20 protein-coding genes, 2 pseudogenes and 1 other annotated feature are annotated in these 22,764 nt (G+C 44.9%); of the genes and pseudogenes, 12 read left to right on the forward strand and 10 right to left on the reverse strand.

The window, feature by feature from the left end:
* Positions 1-190 precede the first annotated feature (190 nt).
* From pgsA to uvrY, 3 genes are read right to left on the reverse strand one after another with little or no spacing between them, the layout of a single operon-like run.
* The gene (pgsA, locus tag OCU90_RS10870; RefSeq protein ID WP_017078221.1) at positions 191-748 is read right to left on the reverse strand and encodes a CDP-diacylglycerol--glycerol-3-phosphate 3-phosphatidyltransferase; all 558 of its coding nucleotides are present in this window, start codon (positions 746-748) and stop codon (positions 191-193) included.
* Positions 749-794: 46 nt separating this feature from the next.
* The gene (gene uvrC / locus OCU90_RS10875; protein ID WP_017078220.1) at positions 795-2,627 is read right to left on the reverse strand and encodes an excinuclease ABC subunit UvrC; all 1,833 of its coding nucleotides are present in this window, start codon (positions 2,625-2,627) and stop codon (positions 795-797) included.
* A 15-nt stretch (positions 2,628-2,642) separates the two neighbouring features.
* Positions 2,643-3,287, reverse strand: a complete 645-nt coding sequence (gene uvrY / locus OCU90_RS10880) for a UvrY/SirA/GacA family response regulator transcription factor (RefSeq protein WP_004729778.1) — start codon at positions 3,285-3,287, stop codon at positions 2,643-2,645.
* 426 nt (positions 3,288-3,713) lie between these two features.
* On the opposite strand from uvrY, the gene OCU90_RS10885 reads away from it, so the two are divergent.
* Positions 3,714-6,077 carry a DNA polymerase II gene (locus tag OCU90_RS10885; RefSeq protein ID WP_061021651.1) on the forward strand — a complete coding sequence of 788 codons (2,364 nt, stop codon included), beginning with the start codon at positions 3,714-3,716 and terminating at the stop codon, positions 6,075-6,077.
* Positions 6,078-6,218: 141 nt separating this feature from the next.
* Here the strand turns inward: OCU90_RS10885 and OCU90_RS10890 are convergent, their stop codons facing one another.
* Positions 6,219-6,986: a nucleotidyltransferase family protein gene (locus OCU90_RS10890; protein ID WP_004729780.1), complete on the reverse strand. Its 768-nt coding sequence runs from the start codon at positions 6,984-6,986 to the stop codon at positions 6,219-6,221.
* Positions 6,987-7,123: 137 nt separating this feature from the next.
* Between OCU90_RS10890 and efpL the strand changes: the two genes are divergently transcribed.
* From efpL to OCU90_RS10905, 3 genes are all read left to right on the forward strand, one after another.
* Positions 7,124-7,693 (forward strand): elongation factor P-like protein EfpL, encoded by a 570-nt coding sequence (gene efpL, locus OCU90_RS10895; RefSeq protein WP_004729781.1) that lies wholly within the window; start codon positions 7,124-7,126, stop codon positions 7,691-7,693.
* A 10-nt stretch (positions 7,694-7,703) separates the two neighbouring features.
* Positions 7,704-8,033 (forward strand): HI1450 family dsDNA-mimic protein, encoded by a 330-nt coding sequence (locus OCU90_RS10900; protein ID WP_004729782.1) that lies wholly within the window; start codon positions 7,704-7,706, stop codon positions 8,031-8,033.
* Between the two features lie 89 nt (positions 8,034-8,122).
* Complete coding sequence (locus OCU90_RS10905) at positions 8,123-8,614, forward strand: RNA methyltransferase (RefSeq protein WP_004729783.1); 492 nt, start codon at positions 8,123-8,125, stop codon at positions 8,612-8,614.
* A 204-nt stretch (positions 8,615-8,818) separates the two neighbouring features.
* Here OCU90_RS10905 and rluB read toward each other — a convergent pair whose 3' ends face one another.
* The 3 genes from rluB to rnm form a co-directional block, all read right to left on the reverse strand.
* Positions 8,819-9,847, reverse strand: coding sequence for a 23S rRNA pseudouridine(2605) synthase RluB (gene rluB / locus OCU90_RS10910; RefSeq protein ID WP_061021653.1), 1,029 nt, complete (start codon positions 9,845-9,847; stop codon positions 8,819-8,821).
* Between the two features lie 159 nt (positions 9,848-10,006).
* On the reverse strand, positions 10,007-10,627 hold the full coding sequence (locus tag OCU90_RS10915) for an L-threonylcarbamoyladenylate synthase (protein ID WP_009848751.1): 621 nt from the start codon (positions 10,625-10,627) through the stop codon (positions 10,007-10,009).
* Positions 10,628-10,682: 55 nt separating this feature from the next.
* Entirely contained in the window at positions 10,683-11,552 is an 870-nt protein-coding gene (rnm, locus tag OCU90_RS10920; RefSeq protein ID WP_029225628.1) for an RNase RNM, read from the reverse strand.
* Positions 11,553-11,672: 120 nt separating this feature from the next.
* Between rnm and OCU90_RS10925 the strand changes: the two genes are divergently transcribed.
* From OCU90_RS10925 to trpA, 7 genes and pseudogenes are all read left to right on the forward strand, one after another.
* The gene (locus tag OCU90_RS10925) at positions 11,673-11,798 is read left to right on the forward strand and encodes a trp operon leader peptide (RefSeq protein WP_009848753.1); all 126 of its coding nucleotides are present in this window, start codon (positions 11,673-11,675) and stop codon (positions 11,796-11,798) included.
* Positions 11,745-11,859: a sequence feature (Trp leader region), on the forward strand. (Overlaps the previous gene by 54 nt.)
* A gap of 125 nt (positions 11,860-11,984) precedes the next feature.
* A complete protein-coding gene (locus OCU90_RS10930) occupies positions 11,985-13,592 on the forward strand; it encodes an anthranilate synthase component 1 (RefSeq protein WP_061021655.1) in 1,608 nt (535 codons plus the stop codon).
* 2 nt (positions 13,593-13,594) lie between these two features.
* Entirely contained in the window at positions 13,595-14,221 is a 627-nt protein-coding gene (locus tag OCU90_RS10935; protein ID WP_004729794.1) for an aminodeoxychorismate/anthranilate synthase component II, read from the forward strand.
* 9 nt (positions 14,222-14,230) lie between these two features.
* A complete protein-coding gene (trpD, locus tag OCU90_RS10940; protein WP_061021659.1) occupies positions 14,231-15,226 on the forward strand; it encodes an anthranilate phosphoribosyltransferase in 996 nt (331 codons plus the stop codon).
* A 20-nt stretch (positions 15,227-15,246) separates the two neighbouring features.
* Positions 15,247-16,698, forward strand: a pseudogene (trpCF, locus tag OCU90_RS10945) (bifunctional indole-3-glycerol-phosphate synthase TrpC/phosphoribosylanthranilate isomerase TrpF).
* 130 nt (positions 16,699-16,828) lie between these two features.
* Positions 16,829-18,019, forward strand: a complete 1,191-nt coding sequence (gene trpB / locus OCU90_RS10950) for a tryptophan synthase subunit beta (RefSeq protein WP_061021661.1) — start codon at positions 16,829-16,831, stop codon at positions 18,017-18,019.
* Positions 18,019-18,825 carry a tryptophan synthase subunit alpha gene (gene trpA, locus OCU90_RS10955; protein ID WP_017080965.1) on the forward strand — a complete coding sequence of 269 codons (807 nt, stop codon included), beginning with the start codon at positions 18,019-18,021 and terminating at the stop codon, positions 18,823-18,825. The genes trpB and trpA overlap by 1 nt, the downstream gene beginning before the upstream one ends.
* A 101-nt stretch (positions 18,826-18,926) precedes the next feature.
* Here trpA and OCU90_RS10960 read toward each other — a convergent pair whose 3' ends face one another.
* Positions 18,927-19,724 (reverse strand): slipin family protein, encoded by a 798-nt coding sequence (locus OCU90_RS10960; protein WP_004729804.1) that lies wholly within the window; start codon positions 19,722-19,724, stop codon positions 18,927-18,929.
* 69 nt (positions 19,725-19,793) lie between these two features.
* Positions 19,794-21,200: an NfeD family protein gene (locus OCU90_RS10965; protein WP_061021663.1), complete on the reverse strand. Its 1,407-nt coding sequence runs from the start codon at positions 21,198-21,200 to the stop codon at positions 19,794-19,796.
* A gap of 410 nt (positions 21,201-21,610) precedes the next feature.
* Between OCU90_RS10965 and OCU90_RS10970 the strand changes: the two are divergent.
* Positions 21,611-22,255, forward strand: a pseudogene (locus tag OCU90_RS10970) (dicarboxylate/amino acid:cation symporter); the annotation flags it as partial.
* A 176-nt stretch (positions 22,256-22,431) separates the two neighbouring features.
* Here OCU90_RS10970 and OCU90_RS10975 read toward each other — a convergent pair.
* The gene (locus tag OCU90_RS10975) at positions 22,432-22,590 is read right to left on the reverse strand and encodes a hypothetical protein (protein WP_155647275.1); all 159 of its coding nucleotides are present in this window, start codon (positions 22,588-22,590) and stop codon (positions 22,432-22,434) included.
* Positions 22,591-22,764: the final 174 nt, after the last annotated feature.

The raw sequence follows: 22,764 nt of genomic DNA on the forward strand, positions 1-22,764 counted from the left end.
CAATATTATTTTTGTATTTTTAATTCGTTTGAATAGATTTCATACGAAACAGGCTAAATAGCTGACTTTGTGTGCAAAGGACTTTGTGGACAGGCCATTCAAAGGCGATCTATATCACATTAGATATCCACTATTGATAACTTAACCTTAGGTTAAAGATCAAAAAAGCGAGCCTCAGCTCGCTTCTTCATCAATGATGTTTTTCGTCTAACAAATCGTCTTTGGCAGCCATCAAGTATTGCGCCATTGACCAGTAGGTAAGAACGGTTGCAACATAGAGCGCAATGTAACCTACCCACACCATCCAGTCGTCGTATCGCCAGATCAGTACCCAAAGAGCGAACATCTGAGAAACGGTTTTGACTTTACCAACCCAAGATACCGCAACGCTTGCACGTTTACCGATTTCAGCCATCCATTCACGAAGCGCTGAGATAATAATTTCACGAGCGATCATGGTAACCGCTGGAATCGTTATCCAAATCGAATGGTAATGCTCAGTCATCAAGATAAGAGCCGTAGCAACCAGCACTTTATCCGCTACAGGGTCAATAAAGGCACCGAAGCGAGACGTTTGCCCGAGTTTACGAGCCAGCATGCCATCTAGCCAGTCAGTAAAACCCGCTACCCAAAACACCATTGCAGCAGCAAAAGGAGCCCATTGGTAAGGTAGGTAAAAAACAACAACGAATACTGGGATCAAAAATAGTCTCAGTAAGGACAAAATGTTAGGTATATTCAAACGCATATTATTGGGCTCTTATTAATTGCGCTTTAATGGTGCGGGATTTTTACTATTGTTTCAATGCTTGATAAATGTTTTCTGCCAAAGAATGACTAATGCCCGGTACTTTGGCTATTTCTTCGACAGTTGCACGCTTAAGTTCTTGTAAGCCACCCATATATTTCAGCAAAGATTGACGGCGCTTAGGCCCTACCCCTTCAATTCCTTCAAGTGCACTGGTTCTGCGCGTTTTACCACGTTTTGCTCTATGCCCTGCAATCGCATGATTATGGCTTTCATCACGAATATGTTGGATAAGGTGCAGTGCTGGCGCATCACTTGGTAAATTAAACTCTTCACCTTCAAGGGTCACCAAGGTTTCCAAACCCGGTTTACGTGTTACCCCTTTCGCAATACCCATCATTCTTGGTCGAAACGGCCAATCATCCCAATATTTGGAAATGATCTCATGGGCACGATTCAACTGACCTTTACCGCCATCGATAAAAATGATGTCTGGGATCTTGTCGACATCGAGTTGTTTTGAATAGCGTCTCTCAAGCGCCTGAGCCATTGCAGCGTAGTCATCACCACCGGTAATACCTGTGATGTTGTAACGACGGTATTCCGGTTTAACTGGCCCTTCTTGATTGAAGACCACGCAAGATGCAATCGTACTTTCACCCATGGTGTGACTGATATCGAAACATTCCATGCGTTTGATAACGTCCATCGACAGCACTTCTTGAAGCTCCTTAAAGCGCTGATTGATCGTCATCTTGTGATTAATCTTGGTGGTAATGGCTGTTAATGCATTGGTGTTAGACAGTTTAAGGTAGCGACCACGAGTGCCAGAAGGATTGGTATTGAAGTGGATCTTACGACCCGCAACTTCACACAAGGCTTCTTGAATCGGTGTGACATCTTCCATCAAATCAGCATTAAGGATGAGACGAGTTGGGATGGTTCTCGCTTCATTATGTGCAAGATAGTATTGGCTTAAAAAGCTCGAAAAGACTTCCTCTCGCACCGTATTGTTTGGAATTTTCGGGAAATGGCTTCTACTGCCTAAAACCTTTCCTTGGCGAATCATCAAGATGTGAATACAAGCCACGCCATTTTCTTGAGCAAAACCTAACACGTCCATATCTTCCATTGAGTCGTCAGATACGTACTGTTGCTCTTGCACGCGTCGAATCGCTTGGATCTGGTCACGGAAAGCAGCAGCTTGCTCAAAGCGAAGCTCTTGGCTTGCCTTGTCCATTTTATCGATGAGTGTCTCAAGAACTAGCTTGTCTTTCCCTTGCAGGAATAAACGAACGTAGTCGATAAGCTCGCTGTACTCTTCATCAGAGATGATTGAGCTGACACATGGCGCAGCGCAACGACCAATCTGATACATCAAACACGGGCGCGTTCTGTTGGCATAAACCGTATCTTCACACTGACGAGCAGGAAAGATTTTCTGTATTAGGTGCAACGTCTCACGCACAGCGCCGGAATCAGGATAAGGACCAAAGTACTCTCCCTTTTTCTTCTTAGCACCACGATGCATCGACAAACGAGGATGTTTGTGACCACTAATAAAAATATAGGGATACGACTTATCATCACGCAGAAGTACGTTGTATTTCGGTAGATACTGCTTGATGTAGTTGTGCTCAAGGATAAGAGCTTCTGTTTCTGTATGCGTTACAGTGACATCGATTTTGTCGATATTGCTAACTAAAGCGCGCGTTTTTTCACTGTCGACTTTTTTACGGAAATAACTGGAAAGGCGTTTTTTGAGGTTCTTAGCTTTACCGACGTAAATAACAACAGCCTCGGCGTTATACATACGATAAACGCCGGGCTGTTCTGTTACTGTCTTGAGAAATGACACTGAGTCAAACAAGTTGGTCACTATACGATCTCAGTGTTAAAGGGTCTCAGTGTCTAACATTCCATGTCTAATCGCTAAATGCGTCAGCTCTACATCGCCACTGATATCCAATTTGCTGAACAAACGGTAGCGGTAACTGTTGACTGTTTTAGGACTTAGATTGAGTTGTTCTGAAATATCCGTCACTTTCTGACCTTTGGTAATCATCATCATGATTTGAAGTTCACGCTCAGATAAGTCTGCGAATGGATTTTCAGACGCAGGCGAGAATTGGCTCAAAGCCATCTGCTGCGCAATTTCTGGTGAAATGTATCGTTGGCCACTATTAACCACTCGAATTGCATTTACCATTTCATCCGGACCTGCCCCTTTAGTAAGGTAACCAGCAGCTCCAGCTTGCATCACTTTAGTTGGAAACGGATTTTCCGTATGAACAGTTAAAACGATGATTTTAACATCAGGGTTGAAACGCAAGATTTTCTTGGTTGCTTCTAAGCCACCAATACCAGGCATATTCATATCCATCAAAATAACGTCAGTATTATTAGTACGACACCATTTTGCAGCATCTTCACCGCTTTCAGCTTCCCCTGCTACGTTCATTCCACGGACGTCTTCAATAATACGTCGTATCCCTGTGCGAACCAGCTCGTGATCATCTACAAGGAAAACATTTATCAAACTTGTATCTCCACACTATTAATTGGCTCTGCAACCACTGTGTCATTTCATCTGTTTGAAACAATTGAACAAAGGAACAGTGGATCGCAGCATTGAGTACATCTTAACTTAATTACTAAAAAAAAGCTCTGTTGAATATGTGCTGAAACACGAACTTTAGCAAGTACTTATTAACAAATAAGCTAACTAAAACAACAAGCTTTTTCTAAAAATCAACCAGTTAAAACAACACCCAATAAAATTACACAAGATAAAGATATTTTCAATACCATTGAATAGCCATTCGCGACAATTTCACTTATTTGCTTATGGAGTCCCGTTATTTGCCTCTGTTAACTAGAATTTAGTTAGTATTTTGGTTGCCTGTTGTGCGCAGAGAGCCGCTAGATGGTAGTATTCGATTCCCCATTTCAATAGGTTACTACATTGGATATTCAGCAAGGCTTTGTACTCACAAGACAAGCGAGAGACTTTTCAGGGCGTACCCAAATTGACTTGTGGTTAAGCTCCCCTCAAGGCCCAACTCTGCTGACGATTCAAAATGAAAAACCTGTATTTTTCGTCGCTCAATCTGATGTTGAAGAATGTCAGGCAATCGCAGCGAAAGAGTCGATTGATTGCCAATTCAAGTCCCTAGAACTAGCCACATTCGATCAAACCCCTCTCGCCGCATGTTATACATCACTAGCGAGAAGTAGCTTTGGTTTAGCACAAGCCTTTCACAGCGAAGAAATTCAGACCTTTGAAAGCGATATTCGACTCGCCGATCGATATCTGATGGAACGCTTTATCAAGGGCAGCATTGAGTTCACTGGGACTGCCGTGAAAAAAAGTCAGCATCTTAGAGTTTCCAATGCAAAATGCAGAGCGGGCGATTACTTACCCAGTTTATCTGTGGTTTCGCTTGATATTGAATGCTCGGAAAAAGGCGTACTTTATTCCATTGGCTTAGACAGCCCGATGGACAGCCGAGTCATCATGGTCGGCGAACCACAAGAGGCTGACACAAACGTCCAATGGGTTCCTAATGAGAAAGCTCTACTCGAGGCGATGATTAGATGGTTTTCTGAATTTGATCCCGACATCATCATCGGTTGGAATGTCATTGATTTCGATTTTAGGCTGCTGCACAAACGTTCAGAATGGAACGAAGTGAAGCTCAGCATCGGTAGAGACAATCAACCAAGCTTTTTCCGTAGTTCTGCACAAAACCAGCAAGGCTTTATCACGATCCCAGGCCGCGTTGTGCTGGATGGCATCGACATGCTCAAGACAGCGACCTACCACTTCCGCTCTTGGTCTCTTGAATCGGTATCTCAAGAGCTACTCGGCGAAGGCAAAGATATCCATAACGTTCATGACCGCATGGATGAGATAAACCGGATGTTTAAGTCCGATAAGCCTTCGCTCGCCAAGTACAACCTTCAAGACTGCGTGCTAGTAAACCGCATCTTCGAACACACTCACCTACTCGACTTTGCGATTGAGCGCTCTCGATTAACCGGTGTCGAGCTGGATCGTGTTGGTGGCTCTGTTGCGGCTTTTACTAATTTATACATGCCTCAAATACACCGAGCAGGTTACGTCGCGCCTAATTTAGAACCCGAGAACTGGATTGCCAGCCCCGGTGGCTACGTGATGGATTCCATTCCCAATTTGTACGACTCGGTTTTAGTACTCGATTTTAAGAGCCTATACCCATCGATCATTCGTTCTTTCTTGATAGATCCAATGGGGCTGATAGAAGGACTAAAGTTAGAGCTAGGCTCTGAAGAAGACCAAGCGGTGGCTGGGTTTCGTGGCGGTCAGTTCCACCGCTCTAAGCATTTTCTACCAGAGATGATCGAAAACCTGTGGGCAGCACGTGACGTTGCAAAGAAGAACAACGAAAAAGCGTTCTCTCAAGCGATTAAGATCATCATGAACTCCTTTTATGGTGTGCTTGGCTCTTCTGGTTGTCGCTTCTTCGATACCCGTTTGGCCTCATCGATCACTATGCGTGGGCATGAGATCATGAAGCAAACCAAGGTTCTAATCGAGGATAAAGGTTATCAAGTAATTTACGGAGATACCGATTCAACCTTCGTATCGCTAAACGGCAGTTACGATCAGCAAAAAGCAGATGAGATCGGGAACGCATTGGTCGCTTACATCAACGATTGGTGGACGAATCACTTAAAAGAAACCTACAACCTAACCTCAATACTCGAACTTGAATACGAAACTCACTATCGCAAGTTTCTAATGCCAACCATTAGAGGTTCAGAAACCGGCTCGAAGAAACGCTATGCAGGCTTGATCAATCAAGGCGACCAAGAGAAGATCATCTTTAAAGGGCTTGAAAGTGCGCGAACCGATTGGACACCTCTCGCGCAGCAATTCCAACAGACCCTGTATGAGATGGTGTTTCACGACCAAGATCCAACGGACTATGTCAGACAGTTTGTCGATGAAACCGCTGCTGGTAAACACGATGATTTACTGGTGTACCAAAAGCGTTTGCGCCGCAAACTACACGAGTATCAAAAAAACATTCCGCCACAAGTTCGCGCAGCTCGTATGGCCGATGAGATAAATGCCAAGCTAGGTCGCCCGCTGCAATACCAAAACAAAGGGCGTATTGAATATTTAATTACTCTCAGTGGACCTGAGCCAAAGGAGTATTTGAAGAGCGGTATCGATTATCAACATTACATCGACAAGCAAATTAAACCGGTCGCAGAGGCTATTTTGCCCTTCATTGGTTTAGATTTTGAAAGAGTCAGCGGCCAGCAGCTAGGTCTGTTCTAGATTGAGCTCTCTTTTCGAGGCGACATTAGACTCGAGATATCTATTAAAACTCGAGCCAAACATCAAAACGAAAAAAGCAGAGAAGTGCTGTGTTACTCAGCCCGCTCTGCTTTTTAGTATTCATTGGGAGGTTACGAATCTCTATCCGATTCGAAACTCAGTTTTCTGATACTGCTTAACCAGCCACTCGCCAAAGCCATCAAGAATCCCTATCACCGAACGTTTAGGAATCGGTCTACCAGAAAGTAAAATGCCTAACCTTTGGATTTCGACGTCTTTATCTGGGTGATACTTCAAGAACTGTTGACCACACTCTATTGGGTCATCGAACCAATATTTGTCACGATACATCACCAAAGAATAGCTCGCTCGCAGTAGCTTTTTAGCAATGATCACCTGTGCTGCAACTTGTTGTTCTGGCGTTGTTGCTCGGGCGATCTTATTGCGATACACCGCTAACCAGTTTTCCGCATCCATATTCCAGTGCTTAGCGATTTCCCAACTTGTTTCAAAATCACCATAACAATCCGATAAATCTTCACCATGCACGCACACAGCCAAATGCTTGAGCATAAAGCCCCACGTGAATATGTTGTCGAAATCAACGATCTCGCTCACCAAGGTAGTTTTAATCGCCACTTGAGTGACCTGCGGGAAGCTCTTTTGAAAACGCCATTTGATGGTATTCAGCAGCGTGGTTCGTTGATCTGGGAAAGGACGATGGGTAACCACAACCACATCTAGATTCGAGCGACCGACGACGGCTTGTTTGCGTGCCACACTGCCATAAACATAGACACTGTGTAGATTGGATCCTAACCCACCTTTTAAAAAGGTAATCAGATCGTTAACCACAGGTTGGAATTCAGGTTGAAATGGCTGTGTTGGGTCAATAACAGGTAGCTGCATAGGTCGTTTCGGTAAATAAAATAATGATTTAACTGTCTCTCTATGATCGCTTAGGTGACTTTATGATTCAAGCTATTCCTATTTATAGCGTCTACGAGATATAATCACCGGATAGACCCAATAAGGACAAACACAAAATGCCTAGAGCAAGTGAGATTAAAAAAGGTTTTGCGATCAACGTTGATGGCAAAACAGTACTAGTAAAAGATATCGAAGTGACAACACCAGGTGGCCGTGGCGGTCAAAAGATTTACCGCTTCCGTGGTCACGATGTAGCAACTGGCGTTAAAACAGAAGTTCGCCACAAGGCTGACGAAATCGTTGAAACTATCGACGTAACTAAGCGTGCAGTGATGTTCTCTTACGTTGACGGCAACGAGTACATCTTCATGGATAACGAAGATTACTCACAGTTCATCTTCAACGGTGAAATGATCGAAGACGAACTACTGTTCATCAACGAAGAAACTCAAGGCATGTACGCGATTCTTATCGACGGTACTGCAGCAACGCTTGAACTACCAACTTCAGTTGAGCTAGTAATCGAAGAAACAGACCCATCAATCAAAGGTGCATCTGCTTCAGCTCGTACTAAGCCAGCTCGTCTGTCTACTGGCCTTACTGTTCAAGTTCCTGAGTACATTGCAACTGGCGACAAAGTTGTTGTGAACACAGCTGAACGTAAATACATGAACCGCGCAAGCTAAGATATTTATTATGACCGAAGCTAACGACCTAATGTCTTACGACGACGCAATTGACACTGCATACGACATCTTTCTAGAGATGGCTCCTGATAACCTTGAACCAGCAGACGTGATCCTATTCACGGCTCAGTTTGAAGATCGTGGCGCTGCAGAGCTCGTTGAAACTGGCGACGATTGGGTTGAACATGTTGGCTTTGAAGTCGACAAAGAGATCTACGCTGAAGTACGCATTGGTCTTGTAAATGAAGCTGATGATGTCTTAGATGACGTATTCGCTCGTCTGCTGATCAGCCGTGACCCTGAACACAAGTTCTGTCACATCTTGTGGAAACGCGACTAGGCTCTTCTTAAATCAGCTCAGAGTACTGAGCTGATTTTCTTACGACTTCATAGCCTCATCACTTTACCAAACTGCAACTCTACAAAATTATGACCAAAGCAAAGACAGATACACTATCCAAAGGCTATGCCTGTGTTGGATTAGTAAACCCCAAAACACCTGAAAATGTTGGCTCAGTAATGCGAGCGGCTGGTTGCTACGGAGCAAACTCTGTATTTTATACTGGCACCCGTTATGACCACGCTCGACAGTTTCATACCGACACCAAAGAAAAGCACCTTGAGCTACCATTAATTGGTGTTGAAGACCTGAAAGACATTATTCCAGTTGGCTGTGTACCAATCGCGGTTGATTTGATAGAAGGCGCTAAGCCTCTGCCTGATTATAAGCACCCACCTCGTGCTTTTTATATCTTCGGCCCTGAAGATGGGACTCTGAAAAAAGAGATCACGGACTTCTGTCGTGAAACTATCTATGTTCCGACTAATGGCTGCATGAACCTTGCTGCTGCGGTCAATGTCATTCTATATGACCGCATGGCGAAGGGTGACAACTTCTCGAATCATTTGAAAGTGACCTAAAACCAATCGTAGTCCATAGCTAGTCACCCTAGCTAGTGAAGCACTTCTACTTGGTTAATCGTTTCTACTTGGTAAGCACTTCCACATGATTTGAACTGCGCCATATTCAAGACGAAAAAAAACCTGCTAAGTTAGCAGGTTTTTTAGTATTCGAAACGTTGGATTAAGCTTTAAGCTTAAGAACTGTAGCAACTACTGGTGTAATTACTTACGTGATCTTGGCTTAGCCGGTTTAGCCGGGCGTCCGTTGTTCAGTTTAGGCTTTTTGGTAGCCTGAGGTTTGCCATTGGTCGTTGGAGCACTACGGCCTGAATCAGGTGTTGTAGTACCACGAGTTACAGGCTTCTTACGCTTAGTCTGGTTGCTACGGCCTTTAGGAGCATTTGCACGCTCTTCGTGACGCTTAACAGCACGACGAATTTTTTGGCTACGAGAACGCTCACGCTTACGAGAAGTGTTTGCAGGATCAAGATCCAACAGTGTCTCTTTTTCTGGCTGAAGTTCAACAAGCTCACGCAAGTAGTTTACTTCTTGAAGATCTAGCTCTTTCCAACCGCCGCGAGGCAGTTTCTTATCAAGGTAGATATCACCGTAACGTACACGTTTCAGACGGCTTACTGTTGTTTCTTGTGATTCCCAAAGACGACGAACCTCACGGTTACGACCTTCGTTAATCGCTACGTAGAAAGTATGGTTCATACCTTCACCGCCAGCGTAAACCACGTCTTCGAAACGAGCCATACCATCTTCAAGTTGAACGCCACGAGTCACGTTCTTAACTTTTTGCTCAGTCACTTCACCAAACACACGTACTAGGTACTCACGCTCAACCTGACGGCTTGGGTGCATTAGGCGGTTTGCAAGTTCACCATCAGTAGTGAAAAGCAAAAGACCCGATGTGTTTGCATCAAGACGGCCAACTGAAATCCAACGAGAACCACGGATCTTAGGTAGACGATCGAAAACAGTGCGGCGGCCTTCAGGATCATGACGAGTACAAAGCTCACCTTCCGGTTTGTAATAAGCAAGTACACGACAAACCACTTCTTCAGAGGCTTTGCCTGTAATAGTGTGGCCATCGATACGGATCACTGAGTTCTCGTCTTCAAGACGCTCACCCAATTTCGCAACTTGACCGTTAACACTTACACGACCAGATTTAATTAAACCTTCTAGTTCACGACGAGAACCGTGACCAGCTCGCGCTAAAACCTTCTGTAATTTTTCGCTCATTTACTCTTTTCTACCTAATTGTCGTCTTCACAGACGTCGAATGAATTTTTCGCGACCAAATCGCGGTCGAGTATTATCGCAAATAACCTGCCAAAAAGCACTTGTTATTTACTCTGGCAGGTTTGCTGTTTCGTTACAGACTGTTAATCAGTAACTCTATTATTCAAACGGCGCTGGATCGCCGGCACCACGACGTAAAACAACGGCGTCATCGTCACTGAAGTCAATAACCGTAGTCGGTTGCTCACCTAAGTAGCCGCCATTCAAAATGACATCAACCGCATGCTCTAGGCTGTCGCGAATTTCTTCTGGATCCGATTCAGTTGTCTCGTTACCTGGAAGAATCAGAGACGTCGACATCAATGGCTCGCCCATTGCTTCTAGAAGGTCTAGGGCAATTTTGTTGTCCGGTACACGAATACCGATCGTTTTACGCTTAGCGTTCATCAAACGCTTTGGCACTTCTTTTGTTGCTTTGAAAATAAACGTGTAAGCACCTGGCGTGTGCGCCTTAAGCAGACGGAAAGCAACGTTATCAACTCGTGCATACAGTGACAATTCAGAAAGATCACGGCATAACAACGTGAAATTGTGCTTATCATCGATTCGACGAATTTTACAGATGCGTTCAAGTGCTTGTTTGTTTTCAAGCTGACAGCCCAGCGCATAACCGGAATCTGTTGGATAAACCACAACGCCGCCATTACGAATAATCGCAACCGCTTGAGTAATTAAGCGCGCTTGTGGGTTATCTGGGTGTACATAAAAAAACTGGCTCATTGTTGATCCTCGTTATCGAATCTCTCGACTCTATCATCAGAAGGAGCTGGTTCACCTAAATACTGTTATCGGTATCAGTTGGTGAAACCGTTTGAAACTCCCAATCTTTCCATACTTCTTCGACCCCAGAAGGTAGCCAGAGATTACGTCCAAGTTCCATCCACGGAGATGGATAATGGAAGTCACTGCCTTGGGAGGCTAATAGTTTGTATTGTATAGCATAATCCGCAAGTGTGCGTCTTTCTTGTTGCGCTTGCTGAGGCTGAGCGACTTCCATGGCGTCACCTTTTGCTTCAACAAATGCAGCTAACAGACGCTTAACCCACTTCGCTGTTAAGCCATATCGCCCGGGGTGAGCTAATACGGCTTGTCCACCAGCAGCATGAATAGCCGTGACAGCATCACTCATTGAACACCACGTTGGCGGCACATAACCTGGGTTATTGCGAGTCAGAAACTTTTTAAACACCTGCTGCATGGTTTTTGCGTAGCCGTTATCGACTAACCACTTAGCAAAGTGAGCACGAGTGATAGGCGCATCACCAGCTATCAACTTAACTTCTTCTAGCAACCCTTCACGAGTCGCTTTCTCAAGACGTTGAGCAATCATCTCTGCACGCCCGACACGATGTTGCTTCTGTTGTTCAATTAACGCTTTTAGCTCTGGTGACTCCGGATCAACATTTAACCCAACAATATGGATATCTTTGTTTTGCCAAACGGTCGAAATCTCAATGCCGTTGATCAACTGGATAGGAAGGTTGTTATCAGCAATATAGCTGCGTGCTTCAGCAAGCCCATCAGTCGTATCATGATCTGTAATCGCTAACGCTTCGATGTTAAAGCCTAGCGCTCGGTCAATCAGTTCAGGTGGAGTAAGTCGGCCATCTGAGGCTGTTGTATGACTATGTAGATCAATTCTCATATATTCTTTTTCATTGTTTTCAATTTTTATCGTTATATTTGTGTCAACGCACTTGACCTGCAAGCGCAAAACTAGTTAACTAGTACACAAATACGAAGTATCACATTTGATAGGTTCACCATGTTACAAGAATTTAACCAAAACCATAAAGATAAAGTTTTAGAACTTTCTTCAGTAGAAGCAAGTTCAGAGCTTAATTGGTGGCGCACTTGGACAAGTTCTTGGTGGGCTAACGTGTACTTCTAGTTAAACAGTTTGTTTATAAAAAAGTTATCACTAAGCCCGCTTTAATAGCGGGCTTTTTAATTTGTCGAACATCTCACATTCAACTGACTAACAAATCATCGAATTGACCATATTCTAGATTGGGTGAAAGGTATCTTTATGCGACTATGTACGGCAGGAAATTTAAAGAATCATAAAGGAGGTCTTGTGAACAAGGCCATTGAAATCAAAAAGCTGGGAACCATTGAGGTCATCAATTCTTCAGTTCCTTACTCGCAAGATCCAACCAGCGTTTTTCATACTTTGTGTGAAAACAAAACAGACAGTCTGTTGTTGGAATCTGCTGAGATTGAATCTAAACAGAACCTGACAAGCCTACTCCTTATCGACTCTGCTGTTCGCATCGTATGTCGCGGACATGAAGTAACCTTCCAAGCATTGACTGAAAATGGTCAAGCGCTTATCGAACATCTAACTCAAAACGTTAAAGCAGAAATTGAATCTGACCTTACCGATAACGTTTTGACGCTGACTTTTGTCGAGCCAAGCAACGAATTAGATGAAGACTCACGTTTAAGAGAAGCTTCTTCATTCGATGCACTGCGTTTGGTTCAACACAGCTTTGAGCAAGACGCTGATAACAAGCACGCGTTATTCATGGCGGGCCTATTCGCTTACGACATCGTGGCGAACTTTGAACCGCTAGGTGATGCTGAAGCGACTAACAACTGCCCTGACTTTGTTTTCTACGTTGCTGAAACACTATTGCGTTTCGATCACCAAGAGAACGAAGGTCTGCTTCACGCCAGCTTGTTCACTCAAGATGAAAACATCAGAACACAATTAACTGAGCGTCTAGCTGACATTCAGACACAATGTCAGTCATTGAAAGCCATCACAGAAGTAACGCCGCTCGACAATGTTGAAGCTGTACCAAGCGTTTCAGATGAAGACTTCTGCCAAACGGTTCGTGACTTAAAAGAGTACGTAGTTAAAGGCGATGTATTCCAAGTGGTACCTTCACGCCGCTTCACTCTGCCTTGCCCTGCTCCACTGGCGGCTTATAAAGAGCTCAAGCAAAGTAATCCAAGCCCTTACATGTTCTATATGCAAGACGAGCTATTTACTCTGTTTGGTGCCTCTCCAGAAAGTGCTCTGAAATACGAAACCGAAACCAACCAAATCGAGATTTACCCAATTGCTGGTACTCGTCGCCGCGGTAAGCGCCCAAATGGCCAAATCGATTTCGATCTAGACAGCCGTATTGAGCTTGAACTGCGTACCGACAAGAAAGAAAACGCCGAGCACATGATGCTTGTTGACCTAGCACGTAACGATGTGGCTCGTATTGCCGAAGCAGGCACTCGCCACGTAGCAGACTTGTTGAAAGTGGATCGCTACAGCCATGTGATGCACTTGGTTTCTCGTGTTGTTGGTCAGCTACGTGAAGACTTAGATGCCCTACACGCTTACCAAGCTTGTATGAACATGGGCACGCTAACGGGCGCACCAAAAATCCGCGCAATGCAGCTTATTCGAGACGTAGAAAAAACGCGTCGTGGTAGCTACGGTGGTGCAGTCGGTTATCTAACCGGTGAAGGGACTCTAGATACTTGTATCGTAATTCGTTCTGCTTACGTTGAAGATGGCGTAGCACAGGTACAAGCTGGCGCTGGTGTGGTATTCGACTCAGACCCACAAGCAGAAGCCGATGAAACTCGCGGCAAAGCTCAAGCGGTCATCTCTGCGATTCAAGCAGCTCACACTAAGAGCTCTGCTACAAACCAACACTCATCAAATAAGAAGGAGTCGTAATCATGGCTGATATTGTATTCATCGATAACTTCGACTCATTCACATACAACCTTGTAGACCAGTTTCGTTCATTAGGTCACAGCGTAAAGATTTACCGTAACAACATTCCTGCAAAAGTAGTTGAAGCGGCGATCAACGAACTAGACAACCCTGTTGCACTGCTTTCACCAGGCCCTGGCGCTCCAGCGGATGCGGGCTGCATGCCTGAGCTAATTCAGCTGCTAAAAGGCAAAGTGCCAATGATTGGTATTTGCTTAGGCCACCAAGCGATTGTTGAAGCCTACGGCGGCACCGTTGCAGGCGCTGGCGAAATCATTCATGGTAAGGTGTCGATGATGGAACACCAAAACCATGCGACTTACCAAGGCTTACCTTCGCCGCTGGCTATCGCTCGCTACCACTCTTTAGTGGCAACGCATGTATCCGATAGCTTAACGGTGACCGCTGAAGTCGATGATTTGGTGATGTCTGTGGTTCAAGAACAAGACAAGGTTTGTGGATTCCAATTCCACCCTGAATCGATTATGACGACCTACGGTGCAACGCTTCTAGCGAACGCTATCGAATGGGCTCTTGAGAAACCTCTTCATCTAGAGAAAAGCTCTACTCTTGATAAAAAGACTAACTAGGAAACGATCATGGAACAGATTAATAAACTTTACGAACAACAGTCTCTTACTCAAGAAGAAAGCCAACAACTGTTTGATGTGATCATCAAGGGCGAACTAGACCCAATCTTGATGGCTTCTGCGCTTACTGCACTGAAAATCAAAGGCGAAACGCCAGATGAAATTGCTGGCGCGGCGAAAGCACTGCTTGCCAATGCAAACCCGTTCCCACGTCCTGATTACGATTTTGCAGACATCGTAGGTACCGGTGGTGACGGTCATGACACCATCAACATTTCTACAACTTCTGCATTTGTAGCAGCAGCGTGTGGTTTAAAAATAGCTAAGCACGGCAACCGCAGCGTATCGAGCAAATCAGGCTCTTCTGACCTACTAGACTCGTTCGGCATTAACCTAGCGATGACAGCAGAAGACACTCGTACTGCAGTCGACGAGCTTGGCGTAGCATTCCTATTTGCTCCGCAATATCACGTCGGTGTACGTCACGCGATGCCTGTTCGTCAGACGATGAAAACGCGCACTATCTTCAACATCCTTGGTCCACTGATTAACCCTGCTCGCCCTAATATCGAGTTAATGGGTGTTTACAGCAAAGAGCTCGTCCGCCCTATCGCGGAAACCATGCTGCAAATGGGTATGAAGCGTGCTGCCGTTGTGCATGGTAGTGGCCTTGATGAAGTGGCTATTCATGGCGAGACAATCGTTGCTGAAATTAAAGATGGCAAGATTCACGAATACACAGTGACACCGGCTGACTTTGGCCTGAACACTCACCCTCTTGAAGCAATCAAGGGCGGCGAGCCAGAAGAAAACAAAGCCATCACAACAGATATCCTAACGGGTAAAGGCACTGAAGCCCAAGTTGGCGCAGTGGCCGTCAACGTTGCTCTATTGATGCGTCTATTTGGTCACGAAGATCTAAAAGCCAACGCACAGCAAGCGATTGACGCGATGAACTCTGGCAAAGCGTACGAGCTTGTACAAAAGCTTGCTGCACATGCCTAACGAACGACGAGACAAAGAACATGACACAGACTACCGATAAACTGTCGACCCACGTTTCAGTCAAAGAAGCTGAAATGGCGGAAGTATTAGCAAAAATCGTTCGTGATAAATATCAATAGGTTGAAGCGCGTAAGCAGACTCAACCACTGGACGAGTTTAAAGCGTCACTAACTGCAACAGACCGCAGCTTTTATGATGCACTGAGCGGCAAGCAAACCGTTTTCATCACTGAATGTAAGAAGGCATCACCGTCAAAAGGTTTAATCCGTGACGAGTTTGATTTGGACTACATTGCATCGGTTTACAACAACCACGCAAACGCGATTTCAGTGCTGACAGACGAGAAATACTTCCAAGGTGACTTCGAGTTTTTACCTAAGGTTCGGAGCATTGCGAAGCAGCCTATCCTGTGTAAAGACTTCATGGTTGATACCTACCAAGTCTACTTAGCTCGTCACTACTCTGCTGATGCTATCTTGTTGATGCTATCGGTATTGGATGACGAAGAATACCAAGCGCTGGCTGAAGTTGCTCACTCGCTAAATATGGGTGTACTAACCGAAGTCAGTAACGAAGAAGAGCTTCACCGCGCAGTCGCTTTAAAAGCAAAAGTGATCGGTATTAATAACCGTAACCTGCGTGACCTTTCGACGGATTTGAACCGTACTAAAGAGTTGGCTCCGCTGATTCGCGAACTGGCTCCAAACGCAGTCGTGATTTCTGAGTCTGGGATCTACACACATCAACAAGTTCGTGACCTTTCAACATTTGCAGATGGCTTCCTAATCGGCAGCTCTCTTATGGCTGAAAAGAACCTAGAACTTGCGGTGCGTAAAGTAACACTCGGTGAAAACAAGGTGTGTGGTTTAACTCACTCTGACGATGCAGCGAAAGCGTATCAAGCCGGTGCGGTATTCGGTGGTCTGATTTTCGTTGAAGCATCTAAGCGTCATGTGGATATCGAAGCGGCTCGTTTAACTATGAGTGGCGCACCGCTGAACTACGTGGGTGTGTTCCAAAACCACAGCGTAGCAGACGTTACGAAAACGGTATCTGAGCTGGGCCTATTCGCTGTGCAACTGCACGGTGATGAGTCTCAAGCATTTGTCGATGAGTTAAAACAATCACTGCCTGAAAGCGTTGAGATTTGGAAAGCTTACGGTGTGGCTTCTGGTGATGAAAACGGTGCTAAAAGCGCGCTACCAGAATTACTGAAAAGCAACGTGACTCGTCACCTACTAGATACTAAAGTGGGTTCTCAAACGGGTGGTACAGGCCAAGCGTTCGATTGGAGCCTAATCAACGACCAAAGCGCAATCATGTTGGCGGGTGGTCTAAACCCAGAAAACGCTAACCAAGCAGCTAAATTGGGCTGCTTAGGATTAGACCTAAACTCTGGCGTTGAATCCGCTCCAGGTAAAAAAGACGCAGACAAACTGCAACGCGCTTTTACAGCGATTCGTAATTACTAGTCCAAGCTCGGCTCTAGGGATTAGAAAGCAGAAACTAAAAACATATTTGTGAGCTTTGCTTTAGCGAAGCTCAAACAAGATAAAATGACTTGGTGTGAAGACACATCAATAGAATTGAAGGAATAACACAATGGCTAAACTCGATGCCTACTTCGGTGAATACGGTGGTCAATACGTACCGCAGATCCTAGTGCCAGCACTAGACCAACTAGAACAAGCATTTATCGATGCACAAGCCGATCCTGAGTTCCGCAGTGAATTCATGACGCTTCTGCAAGAGTACGCAGGTCGCCCAACGGCACTAACGCTTACGCGTAACCTGACTAAAGGTACAAAAACCAAACTGTACCTAAAGCGTGAAGATCTACTTCACGGCGGTGCTCACAAGACAAACCAAGTACTTGGCCAAGCGCTACTTGCTAAACGTATGGGTAAGCAAGAAATCATCGCTGAAACAGGCGCAGGCCAACACGGCGTTGCAACTGCTCTAGCGTGTGCTCTATTAGGCCTTAAGTGTCGCGTTTACATGGGTGCTAAAGACGTTGAACGTCAAAGCCCGAACGTATTCCGTATGAAGCTAATGGGCGCAGAGGTTATCCCTGTTCATTCTGGCTCTTCAACGCTAAAAGACGCATGTAACGAAGCACTACGTGACTGGTCTGCAACTTATGAAGACGCGCACTACCTGCTAGGTACTGCGGCTGGCCCTCACCCATTCCCAACGATTGTTCGTGATTTCCAACGCATGATCGGTGAAGAAACGAAGAACCAAATTCTAGCTCGTGAAGGTCGCCTTCCTGATGCCGTTATCGCTTGTGTAGGTGGTGGTTCTAACGCTATCGGCATGTTCGCTGATTTCATTGAAGAAGAGTCTGTTCGCCTAATCGGTGTAGAGCCTGCTGGTAAAGGTATTGATACCGACCAACACGGCGCACCACTTAAACACGGTAAAACAGGTATTTTCTTCGGTATGAAAGCACCACTGATGCAAGATGAGAACGGCCAAGTAGAAGAGTCTTACTCTGTTTCTGCGGGTCTAGATTTCCCATCAGTTGGTCCTCAACACGCACACCTAAATGCGATTGGCCGTGCTGAATACGACAACGTGACCGATGACGAAGCACTAGAAGCGTTCCAATTGATTGCACGTAAAGAAGGTATTATCGCAGCGCTAGAGTCATCTCATGCTTTGGCTCATGCAGTTAAAATGGCTCACGACAACCCTGAGAAAGAACAGCTATTAGTCGTTAACTTATCTGGTCGTGGTGACAAAGACATTTTCTCTGTACACGACATTCTTAAAGAGAAAGGAGCATTATAATGGATCGCTATCAATCACTCTTCACTCGCTTAGCTGAAAAGAATCAGGGCGCATTTGTACCATTCGTAACGGTTGGCGATCCTAACCCTGAGCAGTCTCTTAAGATCATGGAAACCTTAGTTGAAGCGGGTGCAGATGCACTTGAGCTTGGTATCCCATTCTCAGATCCGCTTGCAGATGGTCCAACAATCCAAGGCGCAAACATTCGTGCTTTAGATTCTAAAGTAACGCCAGATGTGTGTTTTGATCTTATTGGTCAAATTCGCGCTAAATACCCAGAGCTACCAATCGGCCTACTGATGTACGCAAACTTGGTTTACGCACGTGGTATAGAAAATTTTTACGAACGCTGCGCAAAAGCAGGTATCGATTCAGTATTGATTGCTGATGTTCCAACCAACGAGAGTGGCGAGTTTGTTGCTGCAGCTAAGAAGTTTGGAGTTCACCCAATCTTTATTGCTCCGCCAACAGCAAGCGATGAAACACTTCAATCAGTTTCTGAGCTAGGTGGCGGTTACACATACCTACTTTCTCGCTCAGGCGTAACGGGTGCAGAAACAAAAGCAAATATGCCTGTGACAGCCCTACTTGATCGTTTGAACAAATTTGATGCGCCACCAGCACTGCTTGGTTTCGGTATCTCTGCTCCTGAACAAGTGAAAGAAGCGATTGTAGCTGGCGCTGCAGGTGCTATCTCTGGCTCAGCGGTTGTGAAAATCATTGAAAACAACGTTGAACAACCAGAAGCAATGCTTAAAGCCCTTGCGGAGTTTGTTACGCCAATGAAAGCGGCTACGCAGAAATAATCGACGCTCGTAATCAATGGTCATTAAATAGAACCAGCGATTCAAATACTAAAAGGCTCCACAGTTGTGGAGCCTTTTTTATTGCTCTTCATTTGAGCCAATCACTCATCGGCTTTCATCGCTTTCTTGATTGCAGCCTCATTGAGTGTCGCTTTGATCGGATCGGTTATCTTCTCGACCAGATCGATGGGCATTGGGAATATGATTGTGGAAGTTCGCTCATTCGCTACTTCTGTTAGTGTTTGCATGTAACGCAGCTGAATCGCATTTGGCGCTTGATTAAGAACCTCTGCAGCCTCTTTCAGCTTGGTTGATGCTTCTAGTTCCCCTGTTGCATGGATCACCTTAGCTCGACGTGAACGTTCCGCCTCGGCTTGCTTAGCTAGAGCTCGCACCATACTGTCATCAAGATCCACATGCTTGATCTCGACATTGGCAATCTTGATCCCCCAGTTATCGGTGTGTTGATCCAGTATCGCTTGCAAGTCTCTATTGAGCTCTTCACGCTCAGACAATAGCTCATCCAACTCATGCTGTCCTAATACTGAACGCAGCGTTGTTTGTGACAGTTGGCTGGTCGCTTCGAGGTAGTTCTCTACATTATTGATCGCCATCTTCGGATCCAGCACTCGAAAATAGACCACAGCATTCACCTTCACTGACACGTTATCGCGTGTGATCAAATCTTGCGTCGGCACGTCCAACACGATAGTTCGTAGATCCACTCGCACAATTTGTTGGATGAAAGGAATGATGATAATTAACCCCGGCCCTTTCACACCGTAAAATCGCCCAAGGAAAAAAACCACTGCACGTTCATATTCGCGCAGAACTCTGAACATGCTGGCTATCAACAAGATAACGAGCACAATGACAATACCTATAGTGTGTATAAACATAACCGCCCCCTAATAGTAACGATGGCTAAGCAATTAATAATTCGATAACGTTTGTTCTAGCATGCCGCGCTAGCTAGATTTCGATGATGTATCATCGGGCAGCGCCTCAACATCCAAAGATAGCCCCGTCAGCTTGGTCACTCTGATGATCTGCCCCACTTGCAATTCACTCGCACATTTGGCTTGCCAGATCTCACCTTCGACTAGCACACGCCCCGCACCAGGGAAGCCGTTTACCACTTTGCCCGTGTCACCGACTACCGCTTCCATCCCCGTAGTCACTGGTTTGTTTCTCACTCGGACTAGCATTGATATTGTTACGACGATAAAGGCAACAGAGAACAAACTGATCCCGATAATTAGTGGCAATGCGATTTGATAACCTGGTACTTCGGTATCCATCAACATGATTGAACCGAGCGTAAACGCAGCAACTCCGCCCAAACCAAAAATACCAAAGCTAGGGCTAAAGGCCTCTGCGACCATCAAAGCAATTCCCAATAGGATTAAAGCAAGGCCCGCGTAACTCACAGGCAGCATTTGTAAGGAGTACATCGCTAATAACAGACAGATACCACCCAAAACACCCGGTAGCCCGACGCCGGGGTTATAGAATTCGAGTAACAAACCGTAGATACCAATCAGCATCAAAATATATGCAACGTTCGGGTTCGTGATCACTGACAGCAAACTAAAGCGCCAGTCTTGTTCTCGCTCGACAAAAGCAACATCACTAAGCTGAACTTCCTGACTGACACCGTTGATGGTGACGGTGCGCCCGTTACTCAATTCAACCAATTGCTGAAGGTCGCTGACAATAAAATCAATCACGTTAAGTGTGAGTGCGTTCTCTGAGTCTAAACTCGCCGCTTCTCTTACCGCTTTTTCTGCCCATTCTTCATTACGGTTGTGTAACTTAGCCAAACTGACAATGTAAGCCGCAGCATCATTGATGACTTTCTTCTCCATCGCAGTGGTGGCTTTTACTTGGTCTGAGTTCTCTTGTTTCGTTTCGTCTTGCTCACTCGCCGAAGTGTTGTCATCTTTATTAGCATCGTCTTGAGGAGATAACGGATTAGCAGGCGCTTTGCCCCCACCGAGCGACACTGGGGTTGCTGCACCTAGATTAGTTCCGGGCGCCATGGAAGCGATGTGACTAGCAAGTAAAATATAGGTTCCCGCACTCGCCGCACGTGAGCCTGCTGGCCCAACCCAAGTTGCTATCGGAATCGGTGACGTGGTGATGGATCGAATAATGTCACGCATCGACGAATCTAACCCGCCAGGCGTGTTCATTTTCAAAATGATGAGCTTTGCTTGCTCATCGTGAGCTTGTTCTATTTCTCTAGTGAGGTAATCACTGGTCGCCGGACCTATCCCTCCATTCACCTCAATCACCCAGACATCATCGGCCTGAGCGAACACAGAGCTGAACAACAGAAGAAACACAAACAAGTACTTTAATATAAAAGTCATAGCCCCTCTCCTTACAACTGAGATGCTAGATAGACGTTTTATTTAAAGCGCAGAGGTAACATCTTGGTAATAAATAGATACCTTAAGCATAGTTCAGGCTAAATTTCACACAACACGTAACTGTGGATTCACCCCAACATAGGTGTTCAAAAAACACTCGCAAATGAAATCAAAATGTTAACGAGATATTTTCAATACCAGCGCTTGTAAATCATTCACAAAATCTCCAGCGAAAAGTATTTTATAAATTCAACAAATAACATCGCAATAAAAAACCAAGGCAAACGATTGCATTGTTGTGCAAAATCAACAAATGACATTAGACCACCAGTTTTTCAGAGACTTTCACCTCTGCTCATATTGATAAATGTAAAGGATACGTGTAAAACTCGTCGCGAAATATTAATCCAATGGTACATCGTACATTGGTGAGTAGTTCTGGGATTTTTATATTTAGTAGCACAGAGGTTATGGAAGTGTTAAAAGAAAAGAGTTTACTAAGCAACATCGGCGTTCAAGTCGTTATTGCAATGATCATCGGTACCGCTGTCGGTGCAATGATGGGTGACAGCGCAACAATGTTCGCTCCACTGGGCGCAATCTTCATCAATTTAATCAAGATGCTGGTTATTCCTCTAGTCGCAGTTGCCCTAATTTCAGGTGCTGCAGGTCTAGGTAATAGCTCATCAGCAGGTAAAGTTGGTGTGGTTACACTGGGTTACTTTGCACTAACGTCTGCACTTGCTGTAGCACTAGCGCTTGTAATGGGTGAAGTATTCGAACCGGGTCGTGGTATCGATGTTTCTGGCGTTGAAGGTATGTTCTCTTCTGAATACGCTGCGAAAGGCGAACTTCCAACGTTCTGGGCAACCATCACGGGCATGATCCCTACCAACGTTTTCCAATCACTGAACGAAGCTAACATTCTGCAAATTCTCGTTTTCTGCTTATTCTTCGGTATTGCGATTTCTAAACAAGCGAAAGAAAAACGCGACCCAATCATCAATGGCGTAAACGCGATTGTTGACGCTATGGTTTGGATGATCAACAAAATCAAAAGAAAAACACCGCAAAACGCCCTTGACGCATAACCCATTGTTATAAATATAAAAATAAAAGAATTTTACTCACAAAATTTTTCTATTTTGGGAATTTACTATCCTACTATGCTGCACATAAGAAAAAGCCACTCCGAAGAGTGGCTTTCAGTGTTCTTGGTTATTGGAAGACATCAAGCAGCCCTCTTATAAACTGTTTCATCAGCAATAATTTGACTATCTTTCAGCCCTAAATTACGCAGTTCTACATATCTATGGTATTCAATCAGATAACAAATCTTTTTGCCGTTGATTGTCATAAATACTGGAACTTTGTAAAGCACCTGACTCATAAGTATTACCTTTTCGTCGTTGAATGGTGCCTACCAAACGTCCTTCCTTTTGACTTCTTCAGTGATAAAATGGTTCTAAATCCCTAAACCAGTTCCCTTCTGAGTTCGTGTTGTTTTTACATCAAGTAAAACATATATAAGCGTTACGTGATAACAACATACTGTCTTAACCCA

This window comes from Vibrio splendidus (genome assembly GCF_024347615.1).
Classification (GTDB): Bacteria; Pseudomonadota; Gammaproteobacteria; order Enterobacterales; family Vibrionaceae; genus Vibrio; species Vibrio splendidus.